The organism is Myxococcus sp. CA051A (assembly GCF_013336705.1).
GTDB classification, from domain to species: Bacteria; Myxococcota; Myxococcia; order Myxococcales; family Myxococcaceae; genus Myxococcus; species Myxococcus llanfairpwllgwyngyllgogerychwyrndrobwllllantysiliogogogochensis.
Window position 1 is genome coordinate 14,451 of the sequence record NZ_JABUMS010000021.1, and the last position, 14,816, is coordinate 29,266.

Here is a 14,816-nt window from a genome sequence, read left to right on the forward strand (position 1 = left end):
CCCCCTTCCAGCCCAGCGGGCTAGTTCAGCGCGCCGTTGAAGTCGACGAGCTCGATGGACTCGGGCGCCACGGACAGCGACACCTGATCCCGATATCCGGCCGCGTCGCCGCCCACCTGGAAGGGCATGGGGCGCGCGAAGCGGATGGTGGCGTCGCGGACGTGGAAGTCGTGCAGGCCCTCGGGGAACCAGCGCCCGTTCCAGAGGCGGGGCAGGTTCGCCAGCACCTGCGTGGGAGTCACCTGGCCCAGCCGCAGTTGCATGAAGCCGCGCCGGCCACACGCGAAGGGGAACATGCGGAAGCCATAGCCGTAGAAGGGCATGGTGCCCGCGGCGGCCATCATCAGCCTGCCCCGGAAGAGCAGCTCGCCAGGGGCCACCGGCTCGCCCATGGGCTGGCCGTCCGCGCCCAGGCGGTACGCCTCGCCGGCCTGCCCGTTGACGACCTCGCACTCCACCCAGGTGGAGTTCGTCAGGTAGTGCGGCACCGTCTTGCAGGCCACCGCGGAGAAGTAGCCACCGCTGCCGGACAGCACGCTCTTGAGGAGACCCTTGCCCAGGTTCTCCTTCACCCAGATGTAGTCGTTGAGCACCTTGCCATCCACGCCCAGCCCCGCGAAGGGCGCGCGCTGCCCATCCACCATCAGGAGGTCCATTGGGCGGAAGCCCGGGACTTCACCGGTGCGGGCGCGCAGCACGTCGTTGAGGATTCCGTCGCCCCGGGTGCCGGAGGCGTTGACGTGGGCGGCGATACCGTTGCCCGTGCCCAGCTTGAGGATGCCGAAGCGGGGCGCCTGCTGACCGGCGAAGCGGCCTCGGGGGCCGACCAACTGGAGGACCTCGTTCACGAAGCCCATGAACGTGCCGTCGCCGCCGCCCGTGAAGACCAGGGGATAGCCGCGCTCCAGCACCGTCTGGGCGATGCGGCGGCCGTCCAACTGCGAGCGGGAGAGGAACAGGTCCTGCTCCGGCACCACGTGCGACAGCGACTTCACCACCCGGGCGTCCACCTTCCGGGCATTGGCGTTGAGGAGCACCGCGACCTTCGGTTCAGCGGATACGTCCGCCGACGGGGAGCGGCGGAGGTCCGGAGAGCGCAGGGGCTGAACCAACATGAGGATGGCTCCAGGGTAGGTGCGGGTGGGGGAACCCGACATCGACGCGTCGCCGCAATGTGCACTTTCATTGCCAACCGGTGACGCGAGGCGTCAGCAGGCGGGCAGGCATGTCATTCCAAGGGGTTGCAGCGTTGGTTGCTGTTCGAAAGGTCGCCCGGTTGCTACCTGGAGGTGACGGCGGTGTAGAGCGCGTTACGCACCCGTGCCGTGAAGGTGGCGATGACGTGACGCGGCAACCAGCCTCGTGCGCACTGCGCTACGCACCCGGGAGCACCACCTTGTGCCAGAGGGCCCGACGCCACCTCCGGTTTGACACAGGGGGGTGGGTGGTTACGTTGGGCGTACATCAGGAGCTTTCGCAGAAAACGCAGTTATTTCCGGAGGATACGAACCGTGGGCAAGATTATTGGGATCGACCTGGGCACCACGAACAGCGTGGTGGCGATCATGGAGGGTCGCGAGCCCAAGGTCATCGTCAACGAGGAAGGCAGCCGCATCACGCCCTCGGTCGTCGCGTTCACCAAGGACGGCGAGCGACTGGTTGGTCAGGTGGCGAAGCGCCAGGCCATCACCAATCCGGAGCGCACCATCTACTCCAGCAAGCGCTTCATGGGCCGGCGGCATGACGAGGTGACCGAGGAGGCGAAGCTCGTCCCTTACAAGGTTGCTCGAGGGCCGAACGGTGACGCGCGCATCGAACTGGACGGCAAGCAGTACAGCGCGCCGGAGATCAGCGCGCAGATCCTGCTGAAGCTGAAGCGGGCGGCGGAGAACTACCTGGGTGAGAAGGTGACGGAGGCGGTCATCACCGTCCCCGCGTACTTCAACGACGCCCAGCGCCAGGCCACGAAGGACGCGGGTGAAATCGCGGGCCTCACGGTGCGGCGCATCGTGAACGAGCCGACCGCCGCGGCGCTCGCGTACGGCCTGGACAAGAAGAAGGACGAGAAGATCGCCGTCTACGACTTCGGCGGCGGCACGTTCGACATCTCCATCCTGGAGGTGGGTGAGAGCGTGGTCGACGTGCTCGCGACCAACGGCGACACGCACCTGGGCGGTGACAACATCGACCAGCGGATCATGGACTGGCTGATCTCCGAGTTCAAGAAGGACACGGGGCTGGACGTCAGCAAGGACAAGATGGTCCTCCAGCGCCTGAAGGAGGCGGCGGAGAAGGCGAAGATCGAGCTGTCGAGCGCGACGGAGACGGACATCAACCTGCCGTTCCTCACGGCGGATGCGACCGGTCCCAAGCACCTCAACCTGAAGCTCACGCGCGCCAAGTTCGAGGCGATGATCGATGACCTCATCGAGCGCTCGCTGGAGCCGTGCCGCAAGTGCCTGAAGGACTCGGGCGTGGACCTCAAGGACCTCAACGAGGTCGTGCTCGTGGGCGGTACCACGCGCATCCCGAAGGTGCAGGAAGCGGTGAAGCGGCTGTTCGGCAAGGAGCCGAACCGTTCGGTGAACCCGGACGAGGTCGTCGCCGTCGGCGCGGCGGTGCAGGCGGGTGTGCTCTCCGGCGAGGTGAAGGACATCCTCCTGCTGGACGTGACGCCGTTGAGCCTGGGCGTGGAGACGCTGGGTGGCGTGATGACCAAGCTCATCGAGCGCAACACCACCATCCCCACGCGCAAGTCGGAGACGTTCTCCACGGCCGCGGATGGCCAGTCGCAGGTGGAGATCCACGTGCTCCAGGGTGAGCGCGAGATGGCGAACGACAACCGGAGCCTGGGCCGCTTCCACCTGACGGGCCTGCCCCCGGCGCCGCGCGGCGTGCCGCAGATCGAGGTGACGTTCGACCTTGACGCCAACGGCATCCTCAACGTCAACGCCAAGGACAAGGCCACCGGCAAGGAGCAGAAGGTCACCATCACCCACTCGTCCGGTCTCGCGAAGGACGAGGTGGAGAAGATGGTCGCCGACGCCCGCTCGAACGAGGCGGCCGACAAGGAGCGCCGCGAGCTGGTGGAGCTGAAGAACCAGGCGGAGGCCCAGTCCTACGCCGCGGAGAAGCTCGTCAAGGAGAACAAGGAGAAGCTCACTCCGGACGTGGCGAAGGCGCTCGAGGACAGCGTGGCGGAGCTCAACAAGGTGCGCGAGGGCCAGGACAAGGACGCCATCAAGTCCGCGCTCGAGAAGCTCCAGGCCGCCAGCTACAAGGCCGCGGAGGAGATGTACAAGGCCACTGGTGGGGCGCCGGGTGGCGAGCCGCCTCCGGGTGCTGCTCCCGGGGCTCAGCCGGGCGCGAAGAAGGACGACGTGGTGGACGCCGAGTTCCGCCAGTCGTGACGCCGGGGCCGTGAGGCCCGGGTGTTGAAGCAGAGGGCCGGTGCTCCCGCCACACGCGGGGGGCCGGCCCTTCTGCGTTGCGGGACTCGGGGCGGACCTTCCGAAAGGATGGATGGCCGTGTGCGTGGCGAGACTTGGGGCGGGTGCAAGGGATTGAGGGGACTGGGGTGGGGGCTGGTGACGAAGGTGCAACAGGCTGGGGCTCCACGTCTTCTTGAGAGGTGCCTGGCATGTCCCGCGTCTCGTCCCCGCTGTCTCCCGCCTCGTCCTTGCCCATCGAACGGGAGTCCGCGGCTGCTTCCCTCGACTCCGCTCCAGTCCGCGGCACGCTGTCTCCGACGAAGAGTCCGTCGGCCAGCACGCTGGAGGTCTTTCAGGGCCCGTCCGGAACGGTTGGAGCCTTCTCCGTGCCCGGGCCTCGCTGCGGGCCCAGGATGGGGGAGTCGAATGGCTTCGACTTCGCGGTGGGCGGCTCCTTTCCTCCTCGCCCCACGGGCAACGTGCGGGAGCAGATGAAGCAGGGGGCCTTCACGCTCGCCCAGTCGGAGGCCGCCACCGCGAGCCTGCTGATGAAGGGCGGCAGCGTCGTGGACGCCTATGCACGGGGGCACCTGCGGCTCCTGGAGCCCAGCCCTCCCATCCAGGGCGCGCCCACGTCCCTGACGGACTACACCAGCGCGCTTCCGGGAGTCCCTCCCGAGGCGGCCTGGGGCTACTTCGTGCGCAATCCCGGGCCGGTGTTCGAGTCCGCCGGCATCCGCATCCAGCCATCCACCGTCGCGCTGACGGATGGGGCGAAGGTGTTCCTGGAAGAGAAGGGGCCTCCTCCTGTCTGGGCCCCGGTTTCGTTCCGGTTGGAGGCGGAGACGAACACCGTGCACATCACCACCCTGGACGGGCACCCTCTGCGGGGGACGAACCGCTTCGTCTTCGAGGACGACGGGGAGGGTGGAACGCGACTGCGCCAGTACTCGGCCTTCCAGGGCAGCTCACCCGCGACGGCGGTGGGCCTCATGCTGATGGACCCCATCGAACGGCAGCATGACATCTGGCGCGGCGTACATTCGCATCTGCATGACACGCTCGTCTCACGCTGACATAGAACCGAGGGTTGGAGGTGACGCGGATGGTGCTGAGGACGACGCCGCCGGGACATGATGTGATCCTCTACGACGGGCATTGCCGCATCTGCAGCGGCGCGGCCCGCGAGTTCCAGAAGCTGCTGGGAGGGCGGGGGACGCAGCTGCGCTCGTTCCGGGACGAGGGCGTGCTGGTGGGCTTCCCGGGCATCAGCGCGGAGCGGTGCGAGAACGCCATGCAGCTCGTCCAGGCGGATGGGCGGGTGCTGGAAGGCGCGGAGGCCATCGTCCGGGCGCTGGGCAGGCACCCCCTGGGCCGCCTGCTGTACGTCTACTACGTCCCTGGCCTCCGCCAGCTGGTTGACGTCTTCTACCGGGCCTTCGCCCGCTACCGGTTCAAGATTGCCGGGCGGACCTGTTCGGACGGTGGTTGCGAGGTCCACTTCAAATAGACAGAGGCCGGCGGGTAGCATGGGGCCAACCCCGCTGCCCCTGGATTGTTCGTGCAAGCTCATCCGCCGCCGTACCTCCAGGCCGCTCGCGCCTTTCGCCACTTCTTCAGCGAGCTGCGGGATGTCTACCTGGAGCGAGAAACGCTCTTCACGCAGCTCGAGCTGGCGCTGCTGAGCCGGGAGCATGTGCTCGTCGTAGGGCCACCCGGGACGGCCAAGAGCGCCATCGCCAGCGCGGTGCTGGGGCGCATCTTCGACGAGCACACCGGCCTGCCCTCGCTGTTCTCCAAGCAGCTCGCCGAGTCCACCGTGCAGACGGACCTGCTGGGTCCGGTGGACTTCAAGGTGCTGACGGAGACGGGGCGCACGGAGTACCTCACCGACGAGGGCATGCTGGGCTCGCAGCACGCGTTCCTGGATGAAATCTTCGACGGCCGGGACATGCTGTTGCGCTCCATCCTCAACGTGCTCTTCGAACGGGAACTCAAGCACGGTCGGCGGGTGACGGCGGGACGCACCGAGTGCGTCATCATGACGAGCAACCGGTATCTCTCCGAGGTGCTGGCGCGCTCGCCGGAGCTGTTGCTCGCCTTCGCTGACCGGCTGAGCTTCATCAGCTTCGTGCCCAAGTCCTTCGCCCGGAAGGAGAGCCGGGCCGCCATGCTGCAGCGCTTCGCGCAGGGCGCGCGCGCGGACCTGCGGGCTCCTCTTTCGCTGCAGCAGATGGACCTGCTGCAGGACGCCGTTTCGCGGGTGAAGGTGCCCAGTGACGTGCTGGAGGGCGTGGAGTTGCTGGCGGATGCCCTGGAGCGGGCCCTGACGGCCCAGGTTTCCAAGCTGCCCGACTATGTGCCCACGAAGTACTTCTCCCAGCGCTCGGCGGTGAAGGCCCTGTGGGCACTCAAGGCGGCGGTGGTGCGGGACCAGATCTACCGGCGGCCGGAGCGACCGCTGGAGGCGTCCGTGGAGGACCTGGACGCGCTGCGCTGGTTCTTCCTGCTGGGCGGTCCCCCCTCGACGGAGACGGAGGCGCTGCTCAAGTCGGTGGTGGACCCCCGTGAGCGGGCGCAGCTCGAAATTGTCCGGTTGGAGCAGCGCACGTTCGACGAGGTCATCGCGAAGGTGCGGCAGGAGCTGGGCGGGGGCCTGGAACGCGAGGCCCAGGTGCTGGGCTCGGCGGAGGAGGCCTCGGCCGTGGAGGCCCTCTCACGCAACTGGCAGCCTTCCATGGCGTCCACCTCCGCGCGGGGCCTTTTGACGAAGCTCGTCCCCGGTCCGCGTCATGCGCAGAACCGCGCTCCGTTGCTGGTGTCCGCCCGGGCGCTGGTGGCGGCGATGGACCAGCGGCTCGCGCGCGGCATGGCGGGGCAGGGAGAGGGACGGGGAGGGCTGGCCCTGCTGTCCTCATTCCAGGACGTGCTGGAGCTGTGCCGCGTCATCCCTGAACTCAAGGTCGGCCTGTCCCCCCTGAGTGAGTCCACGGCCCGATTCCTCGAGGGGGCCCTGGAGATGATTGCCCTGACCGCGGAGAGCGCGGACTTCGAGGAGGGCCTCAAGCTGGAGGGGCTGGTGGGGCTGGCGGACAACCTGGAAGAGGAGCTGTCCAGGTCGGCGGACCTGGTGGGCATCCTGGCGGAAGGTGCTCCGGTGGCGGTGGAGCGGCTGCGCCAGTCGGAGGCCGCCGCGCGAAAGCGGGTGGTGGGGGCGTTGCGGCGCCGGGCGACCGTTGCCTTCCAGGGTGCATCCGCACGCGGACGCAAGGAGCCGCTGGAGACGCTGGCCGCGGACTCGCGCCGACTGTCGCAGCTGGAGCAGTCGCTGGTCGCGCTGGACCCGACGCAGCGAAGCTTCAAGGAGGAGCTGCTGCTGCCCCTGGGCCTCGCCTATGCGCGCGAGGTGCTGGCCTCCACGCCGTTCGAGCGCATCGAACAATACGGGCGCGCGGTGCAGGCCGTGGCGGAGAACCTGCGGCGCGAAGGACTGCCCGTCGACGTGGTGATGGGAGAGTGCCAGAGCCTCCTCGACGGTCGGCTGCGCGAGCACGCTCGACTCCTCACGCGCGACGTGCCGAGCCCGCCTCCGCCGGCCGCCTCCGTCCTCAACGGCGACGCGTACGTCTTCTACCGGGGCGAGTTTTCCGCCAAGGCCCCGGATGGCGAGCTGGCGGCGTTGTTGGGCCTGGACGGACAGCTCGCGTTCACCCGAGGGGGTTCAGCGTCGGCCTTCTTCTCGGAGAACGCCCGCGCGGCGGTGGCCCAGGCGGAGCTCACGTTCATCCAGACGCGCGTCAAGTACCTGCGCAGCTGGCTGACCCAACTGCTCACCTCGCTGCCCTCGCCGGAGGCCCTGACGGAGCGGCCCGAGGTGGAGCGCACGGTGGACCGACTGGTTCGCAGCCGCTTCCCCCTGCTGGCGTTGAAGGAAGGGGAGCTGGTGCGCCTCAAGGGGGTGCTGTCGCTGCTCGCGGCCATTCCAGGCGAAGTGGGCGAGAGCGCGCAGCGCCTGGAGGCGCAGCTACGGGGCATCGACGAGGACTTCGGGCGGTACAGCCGTCAGGTGCTGGAGCGGCGGTCCGCCGCATGAGCACGCCCGAGTCGCATAGGGCGCGGAGGGAGGGCTGAGCATGCTCTCCCGGCGGCTCACGGACCTGCGACGGCGCCTGGACCTGTTCCGTCAGCCCGCGCCCCCGGTAGGGGGCATGCGCCGGTGGACGTTCGGGCGCAAGGTGACGGGGCCCGGCGACCTCGCCCTTCCCGTGCTCGCGGTGCTGGACCGGGAACTCGACAAGGTGGGCATCCACACCTCGGCGGACGCGCAGTTGCTGCGTGAGCTGGGGGCCCGTCGAGGGCTCGCGGGGGCATTGTCCCAGGGGCTCCAGGCCCGGGCCGGGCAGGCACTTCAAGAGCTCGAGGCGTGTGTGGAGCGCGTGGAGCGCGCCTGGCGGGCGGGAGTGACGCCGCCGGGAACCCTCACGGTACTCGATAGGGCCTTTGTCCAGCTCGCGAGGGCCGTGAAGGTGGCCGACCTCTTCGCCCGTCCGCCCACCGAGGACGTCGACGACGACGAGGGCTTCATCGCCTTCGAGCGTCCAGCATCCCCGCGCAGGCAGCGCGCGCCCAGCAGCTCCCGGATGGCCGTGGCCGAGTACTTCGCGCTGCGCGCCCGGGAGAACGTCGTCGACGTCGTGCAGAAGCGCAGGGACCTGGACCTGGCCCACGAGATGTTGCTGCGCCTGGGAGCGGACCACGACCGGGAGCGCGGCCTGCCCCTGCGCCGCGAGGTGGCCGAGGCCCGGGAGCGCACTCGCGCGGTGCCGGCCGTGCGCTCCCTGGAGGAACTCCTGCGGCACGTGCGGCACGCGGCCCGGCATGACCCCCAGGCAGCCTACCGTTCGCTGCGCGGCCTCTACGAGCGGGCGGTGGAGGCGGGAGACCTGGAGCTGGCGGCGGCGGCTCGCGCGGCCCTGGAGCCCCTGTTGCCCTCACGCTCCCAGTTGACGGCCCTGGTGGAGCGCGCCGAGCGGGACGCGCTGGCCCACTGGTTCGGCGAGTCTCCCCCGGAGGAGAAGCCCGAGGTGGCCACTCCACGTCCGGACGAGCTGCTGGCGGACCTGGCCTTCTCGTTGCGACCCGAGCAGCTCGCCACCTTCGAACTGGCGGCGGGGTGTGCCCGTTACTTCGACGTGGAGGACGCGCTCTCCGAGGAAATCGTCCTGGCGGAGACCCAGGTGTCGAGGCCCGTGCCCCGGCGCGTTCCCTATCCCACCCAGACGATGACCTTCGAGGTGACGGGCGGCCTGCACGAGGTGAACAACTTCGTCCTGACAGACCCGAGGATGTTGCTGAGGGACCTCGCGGCCAACCGGCAGCTCGTGCGGGCCTACCTGGAAGAAGCGCCACCTCCCCAGTCGAAGAAGGTGAAGCGCACCGCCGTGCGCGTCTATGTCTGTGACGCCTCCGGCTCCATGCATGGCGCCCGGGCCCGCTTCCGTGACGCCCTCATCATCGCGGAGCTGAACAACCTGCGCGTCAAGGCGCGCCGTGGGGAGACGTTCGACCCGCTCTACTTCAGCTTCTTCAACGACGTGCCCACCGAGTTGGCCCGCGTGGACACCGCCGCCGAGGCCACCCGGCAGATAGAGCGACTCTTCCGAGACTCGCCCGCCGAGGGGCAGACCGACATCTCGCTCGCGCTGATGTCGGCCTTCGACTCCATCCGCGCCGCGCAGGGCAGGGACCCCTACCTCGCCCGGGCCACTGTCGTCCTCGTCACCGATGGCGAGGACCGCGTGGACCTGGAGCTCATCCGCCGCACCCGCGCGCCCATGGGTTCGCTCGACATCGCCCTGAGCTTCATCTCCCTGGGCGAGGAGAACCCGGACCTCCGCTCACTGGTTCGCGAGCAGCGCGCCTCCGGCATCCGCGCCTTCTACCACCACCTCTCCGACGAGGAGATTCAGTGGGCCCGTACCGAGTTCGACACGCCCTGGCGCACGCTGCTGCCTCGGGACGTGCCCGCCACGCCGGATTCGCTGGAGCAGCTCGCGCCTCACCTGGAGGCCCTGGAGCGCGTCGCCGGTGGGCGGAGCACCTCGGCCACCGTCGCCGTGGAGGCCTCGTTCGAGGCCCTCTTCCCCGAGTCACCGCCGCGCCCTGAAGGCGGACAGGTGCCCGGCTCGGACGTCGTGGGCCGCGTGGTGGACATCCTCGGCGCGCTGGTGGAAGCCGCCTCGCTGGCTCCGGCGGACAAGCGCGCCACGGAGAGCGTGGTGCTCCTCCAGCACCTGTTGGCGGTGTATGGGCTGACCCCGGCGCGGTACCTCGCCGCCCTGTCCGTGGGTGGACCGTCGGTGACGGATGCGCTCGCGCGGGTGCGGCTGTTGTGCCGGCCCTTCGGGTAGTCTCCGGCCCACGCCATGTTCTTCGGCCTCTGGAAACGGAAGAAGGAGCCCGCCCGCCCGGCGGACCCGCTCGTCGCCTTCGACGAGCTGCTCGAGAACCTGGACCGGCAGGCCGCCGAGCTGCGCAAGTCCGCGGCCACGCTGCTCGCCCTGAAGGGGGACCTTGCTCGCGCCGTGGAGCGCTACTCCCGTCGCCTGGAGGACCTGGCCTCGCGCCATGCCACCGCCGCGTCGCGAGGGGACTCGAAGGCCGTGGGGGTGCTCGCGAGAGACTCCACCCAAGCCGAGGCCCTGCTGGCCACTACCCGGGAGTCGCTGGAGCGCGCGGACTCGGATGGAAAGCTGCTGCTGGAAGCCGCCGCGGAGCTGGGGGACCGGGTGGAGGAGCTGCGCCGCGAGCGGGAGAGCGCCTCCGCGCGCCTCACCCTGGGCGGCATCGTCACCGACGCGCTGAAGGAGCGTGTCGCCCGCTTCGAGCAAGCGTTGGTGGTGGATGCGGCGCGTGACGAGGTGGAGCGCGCGCACGCGCTGGCGGAGGTCTACCGGGAGGAGCGCCGGGAAAAGGCGGACTGAGCCAGCCGTCTCAGGTGCGGCGCGCCGTCTGGTGCAGCTCCAGGACGATGTTGCCGCCCTTGAAGAGGCGCACCGCGCCGGACGTCTGGCTCACCACCAGCGCGATGCAGGCCGTAGACGAAGTGATTCCCGCGGCGGCCGCGTGCCGGGCGCCCAGGCCGAGCGGAATCTTCACCATCTCGTCCTGCGCGGACAGGTAGCGTCCGGCGGCCAGCACCACGCCGTCCTCGCGGATGACGAAGGCTCCGTCCAGCACGGAGAAGTTCTTGATGGCCTCGCGAATCTTCGGGTCCAACACGTTCCGTTCGGCCTCGGAGAGGCCCTGGAACGGGTTGATGGTCATCTGCCGGCTCTTCTCCAGCACCGTCGTGTGGTCGCCGATGGTGATGATGGTGCCGATGGGATGACCCTCGAAGCCCTCCTGACCAATCTGGAGCGCCAACTGGATGAGCGCGTCCACCACCTGGGAGTTAAACTCCTCGCCCAATTTCACGCCTTCAATCGCGAGCCGATCATCCAGCGAACCACCAATCCGCATCTGCATCAGCGTGTCGGGAGCACGACCCACACGCCCCGTCATGCAGAGCACCAGGTCGCCTTCCTTGAACGCTCCCTGCGAGAGCGCGGAGACGAGGGCCACCTTCACCCGTTCGGTGCGCGAATAGTCGTAGGCGGGGATGACGAGCGCACGGACCTTCCGAAGCAGGTGCTCCTGTGCCAGCTTGTCCAGCGTCACCGCATACACGAGCTTCTTGCGAGCAGGCCGGCCCCGGAGTTCCTCGGGAGGGATGGGCGTGTCACAGATGTAGAGAAAATGATCCACATCGCTCTTGGCGGCCAGCGAGAGGGCCGAGCGCAGGAACTCCCGATCAAACTTCGTGTTCTCGCTCAACCGCCCTCCCGTTCACCCGCAGTCGTGACTGGGTCAGCTTGACACCGACGGCTCTCTGAATAAAGCTTTCGGGCCCGTTTTTTGGGGGACAGGGCCCAAAAACCCTCGCGCACTGGAGCGAAGGCTGTGAACCAGAAAGATCTCAAGCGTTACAAGAAGATGCTCGAGGACAGCAAGACGAGCCTGCTCGAGAGCGCCAAGAAGACCCTGGTGGAGGAGTCGAATTTCGACACGGACGACCTCCCCGATGAGATTGACCTGGCCTCTTCCGAGTACGCGCAGTCAATGGTGTTCCGACTGCGGGACCGAGAGAAGTTCTTGCTGCAGAAGATTGATCGGGCGCTGACCCGGATCGAAGACGGCACGTTCGGCGTCTGCGAGCGTTGTGAAGAGGACATCTCCCCCAAGCGGTTGGAGGCACGTCCGGTGACGACGCTCTGCATCCGCTGCAAGGAGGAGCAGGAGAAGAAAGAGAAGTCCTACGGCTGAGTGCCGTGGGAGCCCAGGGCCGCGCGGGAATCCCCCGTGCGGCCCGGGTGAGTCCGGGGAAGAGCGGCGCCGCCTCAGGCGAGGGGCGCTTGGATCTCCACCCGGAGCAGCTGTCGGCCGATGAGGTAGTGGTCGCCGTTGTCCACGAAGGTGGGGCCGGCCAGCCGCATGAAGGTGCCGTTCGACGAGCCGACGTCACGCACGGTCAGCCGGTCCTGGCGGACCTGCAGCACCGCGTGACGCCCGGAGACGAAGCCGTCCGTGGGGAAGGTGAGGTCGCCCTGCTCGCGTCCCAGCAGGTTGTCGCCCTCGCGAAGCGGATACGCCGCGCCCCGGAGTCCCCCCTCGAGCAACTGGATGAGCCGCAGGCGGTAGCCGGGATCCGGCGAGCCCCAGATCTGCGTTCCTCCAGGCCCCTGCGTCGCGGTGGGGATGGGCTCCAGCACCAGCCGCTGACGTCCCAGGCGCACTTCACCGCCGGGTGACAGCTCGCGCTCCTGGCGCAGCCGCACGAAGACGCCGTTGGCGCCGCCCACGTCCTCTACCGCCAGGCGCGAGCCGGAGAAGAAGAAGCGCATCTGGACGGGCATGATGAAGGGGTCGTCCGGGAGCGAGAGTTCCCCCTGCTGGCCGCAGGTGAGGGTGTCTCGCTGCATGCGGACGACGGACTCGGGGCCGCCGTCGGCCCGCACCACGCGGATGGAGACCTGGGGGCGGGAGGACAGGCTGGCCACGGCCATGACCATCGTTCCGGAGCGCAGCGGCGAGCCGCACGCTCGGCAGACGGTGGCGTCCCGGGGGTTTTCGGTATCACAGCGGGGGCAGTATTCCATCGCTTCCATGAGGGCTCCGCGTTTCTACCAGGGGTGACGCGAGGTTGCTCGTCTTGCGAGCGGCTTGCTCAGTACCCGAGCGACGTGGTGAACTCCGTGACCCACCCTTCGGGGAAGTTGACTTGCACTGCCCCTCCTGCGGCGCTGACGCCCAAGAATCCTCCCGTTTCTGCCCGGCCTGCGGTGCGACCCTCGTGCGCACGCCGGATGCTGACGACTACGTCGGCCTGACCATTGCCCAGAAATATCGGGTCGAGGCCCTCATTGGCGAGGGCGGCATGGGGCGGGTGTTCCGAGCCCGGCAGATTTCGCTCGACAAGGTCGTGGTGCTCAAGGTGCTCCGGCACACGTTGCTGTCGGACGAGCGCACCGTGGCGCGCTTCCAGCGCGAGGCCAAGGCCGCCAGCCGACTGAACCACCGCAACTCCATCAGCGTGCTGGACTTCGGCCAGGCCGAGGACGGGGCGCTCTTCATCGCCATGGAGTACGTGGCGGGGCAGGACCTGCACCAGATTCTCAGCCGCGAGTGGCCCCTGGGCGAGGGGCGCGTGGTGCGCATCGTGAGCCAGGTGCTCGGCGCGCTGTCGGACGCGCACGGCGCTGGCGTCATCCACCGGGACCTCAAGCCCGAGAACATCATGGTGGAGCAGCGGCGCAACGAGCCGGACTTCGTCAAGGTGCTCGACTTCGGCATCGCGAAGATCACCGACTCCACCGACGACGGACCGGCGCTCACGCGCGCGGGCTTCGTCTGCGGCACGCCCGAGTACATGTCGCCGGAGCAGGCGCGCGGCGCGACGTTGGACCACCGCTCCGATTTGTACGCGGTGGGTGTCATCCTCTACCAGCTCATGACGGGCCTACTGCCGTTCGAGTCGGACTCGGCGGTGGGGTTCGCCACCAAGCACCTCACCGAGGAGCCGCCGCCCCCGACGCGGCGCCGGCCCGACGCGCGCATCTCCCCGGCGATGGAGCGGCTCATCCTGCGCACGCTCTCCAAGAGCCCGGATGACCGGCCCGCCAACGCGGAGGCCTTCCGCGCGGAGTTGATGGCGGTGGAGAAGGAGCGTCGTCGCTCGGAGGCGCCTCCTCGGCGGCCCCAGCCCTCGGCGGTGCTCGCGCCTCTGCCGCGCAAGTCGACGGGACGCAACGACGACAGTCGCGATGCCACGGCTCCAGGGTGGGGCAGCGAGGTGACGGTGGAAGCCACCGTCCGCGCGCTTCCGGACGTGCTCTCGCCGCTTCCCTCCAATGCCGACGCGATGCCCGCGACGCGGGAGAAGACGGACTCCATCATTCCCACCCAGCCCGGGGTGGGGGGCGGAGGGCTGGGCTTCTTCTTCAAGTCGCTCACCGTGCTGCTGGTGGTCGGCGCGGGCCTCTTCTTCGCGTACTACTTCTATTACTTGAACGGCGGGGGGAAGCCGGGCGTTGTCTCCCCCTTCTCGCTGCCTCGCAACGCGCCCGTTCCCGGGAACGTGGGGAGCACGGCGGGGGACTCCGAGCAGCCGCTCTACGAGCAGCAGATCCCCGCGGCGAACCGCAACCTGGAGGAATCCAGCCGCCATGCGCAGGCGGGAGATCAGGCGCTGGAGCGCGGCGACCTGGGGCTCGCCAAGTCGAAGTACAAGGACGCCTTCCAGAGCAACCCGGACCCGGAGCTGGCCCTCAAGCTGGGCGAGCTGTACTGGCAGCAGGATCAGCTCGACGAGGCCAGGGGCTGGTGGTCGCGGCATCTGCGCGAGGTGTCGAACTCGAAGGCCAGGCCTCTCATCGAGCAGCGCCTGGGGGGCACCGTGGCCCGCCCGTCGAGTCCGTAGCGAGGAGCCACTCGACTCCCTCGAGACGCTTGCTCTGGCTGGGTGTCTCTCCCTCGAGTACGCGGTGCTCGGTACCCCGGGCCGCTCGCGCGGGAGGACAGGCTGGGTGTCTCTCCCTTGAGTACGCGGTGCTCGGTACCCCGGGGCCACTCGCGCGGGAGGACAGGCTGGGTGTCTCTCCCTCGAGTACGCGGTGCTCGGTACCCCGGGACCACTCGCGCGGGAGGACAGGCAGCGTGTCGTCTCGGCGAACACGCGACGCGTGGCCCCCAAACGGGTGCTCGCAATGGCCGCGCGTCGTCTCAGCGAGCAGGTGATGCGCGGACCCAGAAGAGGTGCTCGCAATGGCCGCGCGTCGTCTCAGCGAA

At 68.8% G+C, this 14,816-nt stretch carries 11 protein-coding genes; 8 read left to right on the plus strand and 3 right to left on the minus strand.

Annotated elements, in window-relative coordinates:
• Positions 1–20: 20 nt before the first annotated feature.
• The gene (locus HUA74_RS38760) at positions 21–1,115 is read right to left on the minus strand and encodes a diacylglycerol kinase family protein (RefSeq protein ID WP_141648839.1); all 1,095 of its coding nucleotides are present in this window, start codon (positions 1,113–1,115) and stop codon (positions 21–23) included.
• 396 nt (positions 1,116–1,511) lie between these two features.
• Here HUA74_RS38760 and dnaK point away from each other — a divergent pair, with 396 nt between their 5' ends.
• From dnaK to HUA74_RS38790, 6 genes are all read left to right on the plus strand, one after another.
• On the plus strand, positions 1,512–3,410 hold the full coding sequence (gene dnaK / locus HUA74_RS38765; protein WP_174458610.1) for a molecular chaperone DnaK: 1,899 nt from the start codon (positions 1,512–1,514) through the stop codon (positions 3,408–3,410).
• Positions 3,411–3,640: 230 nt separating this feature from the next.
• Positions 3,641–4,507 (plus strand): hypothetical protein, encoded by an 867-nt coding sequence (locus HUA74_RS38770; protein WP_174458611.1) that lies wholly within the window; start codon positions 3,641–3,643, stop codon positions 4,505–4,507.
• A 29-nt stretch (positions 4,508–4,536) separates the two neighbouring features.
• A complete protein-coding gene (locus HUA74_RS38775; protein ID WP_141648379.1) occupies positions 4,537–4,941 on the plus strand; it encodes a thiol-disulfide oxidoreductase DCC family protein in 405 nt (134 codons plus the stop codon).
• 51 nt (positions 4,942–4,992) lie between these two features.
• Complete coding sequence (locus tag HUA74_RS38780; protein ID WP_174458612.1) at positions 4,993–7,524, plus strand: MoxR family ATPase; 2,532 nt, start codon at positions 4,993–4,995, stop codon at positions 7,522–7,524.
• A gap of 40 nt (positions 7,525–7,564) precedes the next feature.
• Positions 7,565–9,841 carry a vWA domain-containing protein gene (locus tag HUA74_RS38785; RefSeq protein WP_174458613.1) on the plus strand — a complete coding sequence of 759 codons (2,277 nt, stop codon included), beginning with the start codon at positions 7,565–7,567 and terminating at the stop codon, positions 9,839–9,841.
• A gap of 15 nt (positions 9,842–9,856) precedes the next feature.
• Positions 9,857–10,414 (plus strand): hypothetical protein, encoded by a 558-nt coding sequence (locus HUA74_RS38790; protein ID WP_174458614.1) that lies wholly within the window; start codon positions 9,857–9,859, stop codon positions 10,412–10,414.
• Between the two features lie 10 nt (positions 10,415–10,424).
• Here the strand turns inward: HUA74_RS38790 and HUA74_RS38795 are convergent, their stop codons facing one another.
• Positions 10,425–11,306, minus strand: a complete 882-nt coding sequence (locus tag HUA74_RS38795) for a diadenylate cyclase (protein ID WP_141648375.1) — start codon at positions 11,304–11,306, stop codon at positions 10,425–10,427.
• Positions 11,307–11,432: 126 nt separating this feature from the next.
• On the opposite strand from HUA74_RS38795, the gene HUA74_RS38800 reads away from it, so the two are divergent.
• Positions 11,433–11,795: a TraR/DksA C4-type zinc finger protein gene (locus HUA74_RS38800; protein ID WP_141648374.1), complete on the plus strand. Its 363-nt coding sequence runs from the start codon at positions 11,433–11,435 to the stop codon at positions 11,793–11,795.
• Positions 11,796–11,869: 74 nt separating this feature from the next.
• Here the strand turns inward: HUA74_RS38800 and HUA74_RS38805 are convergent, their stop codons facing one another.
• Positions 11,870–12,637, minus strand: coding sequence for an FHA domain-containing protein (locus HUA74_RS38805; RefSeq protein WP_174458615.1), 768 nt, complete (start codon positions 12,635–12,637; stop codon positions 11,870–11,872).
• 113 nt (positions 12,638–12,750) lie between these two features.
• Here HUA74_RS38805 and HUA74_RS38810 point away from each other — a divergent pair, with 113 nt between their 5' ends.
• The gene (locus tag HUA74_RS38810) at positions 12,751–14,448 is read left to right on the plus strand and encodes a serine/threonine-protein kinase (protein WP_141648373.1); all 1,698 of its coding nucleotides are present in this window, start codon (positions 12,751–12,753) and stop codon (positions 14,446–14,448) included.
• Positions 14,449–14,816 lie beyond the last annotated feature (368 nt).

Excerpts from the sequence above, each read along its gene's own strand:
- HUA74_RS38760 (WP_141648839.1), bottom strand. The coding sequence starts at position 1,115 with ATGTTGGTTCAGCCCCTGCGCTCTCCGGACCTCCGCCGCTCCCCGTCG.
- HUA74_RS38770 (WP_174458611.1), top strand. The coding sequence starts at position 3,641 with ATGTCCCGCGTCTCGTCCCCGCTGTCTCCCGCCTCGTCCTTGCCCATC.
- HUA74_RS38775 (WP_141648379.1), top strand. The coding sequence starts at position 4,537 with ATGGTGCTGAGGACGACGCCGCCGGGACATGATGTGATCCTCTACGAC.
- HUA74_RS38785 (WP_174458613.1), top strand. The coding sequence starts at position 7,565 with ATGCTCTCCCGGCGGCTCACGGACCTGCGACGGCGCCTGGACCTGTTC.
- HUA74_RS38790 (WP_174458614.1), top strand. The coding sequence starts at position 9,857 with ATGTTCTTCGGCCTCTGGAAACGGAAGAAGGAGCCCGCCCGCCCGGCG.
- HUA74_RS38805 (WP_174458615.1), bottom strand. The coding sequence starts at position 12,637 with ATGGAAGCGATGGAATACTGCCCCCGCTGTGATACCGAAAACCCCCGG.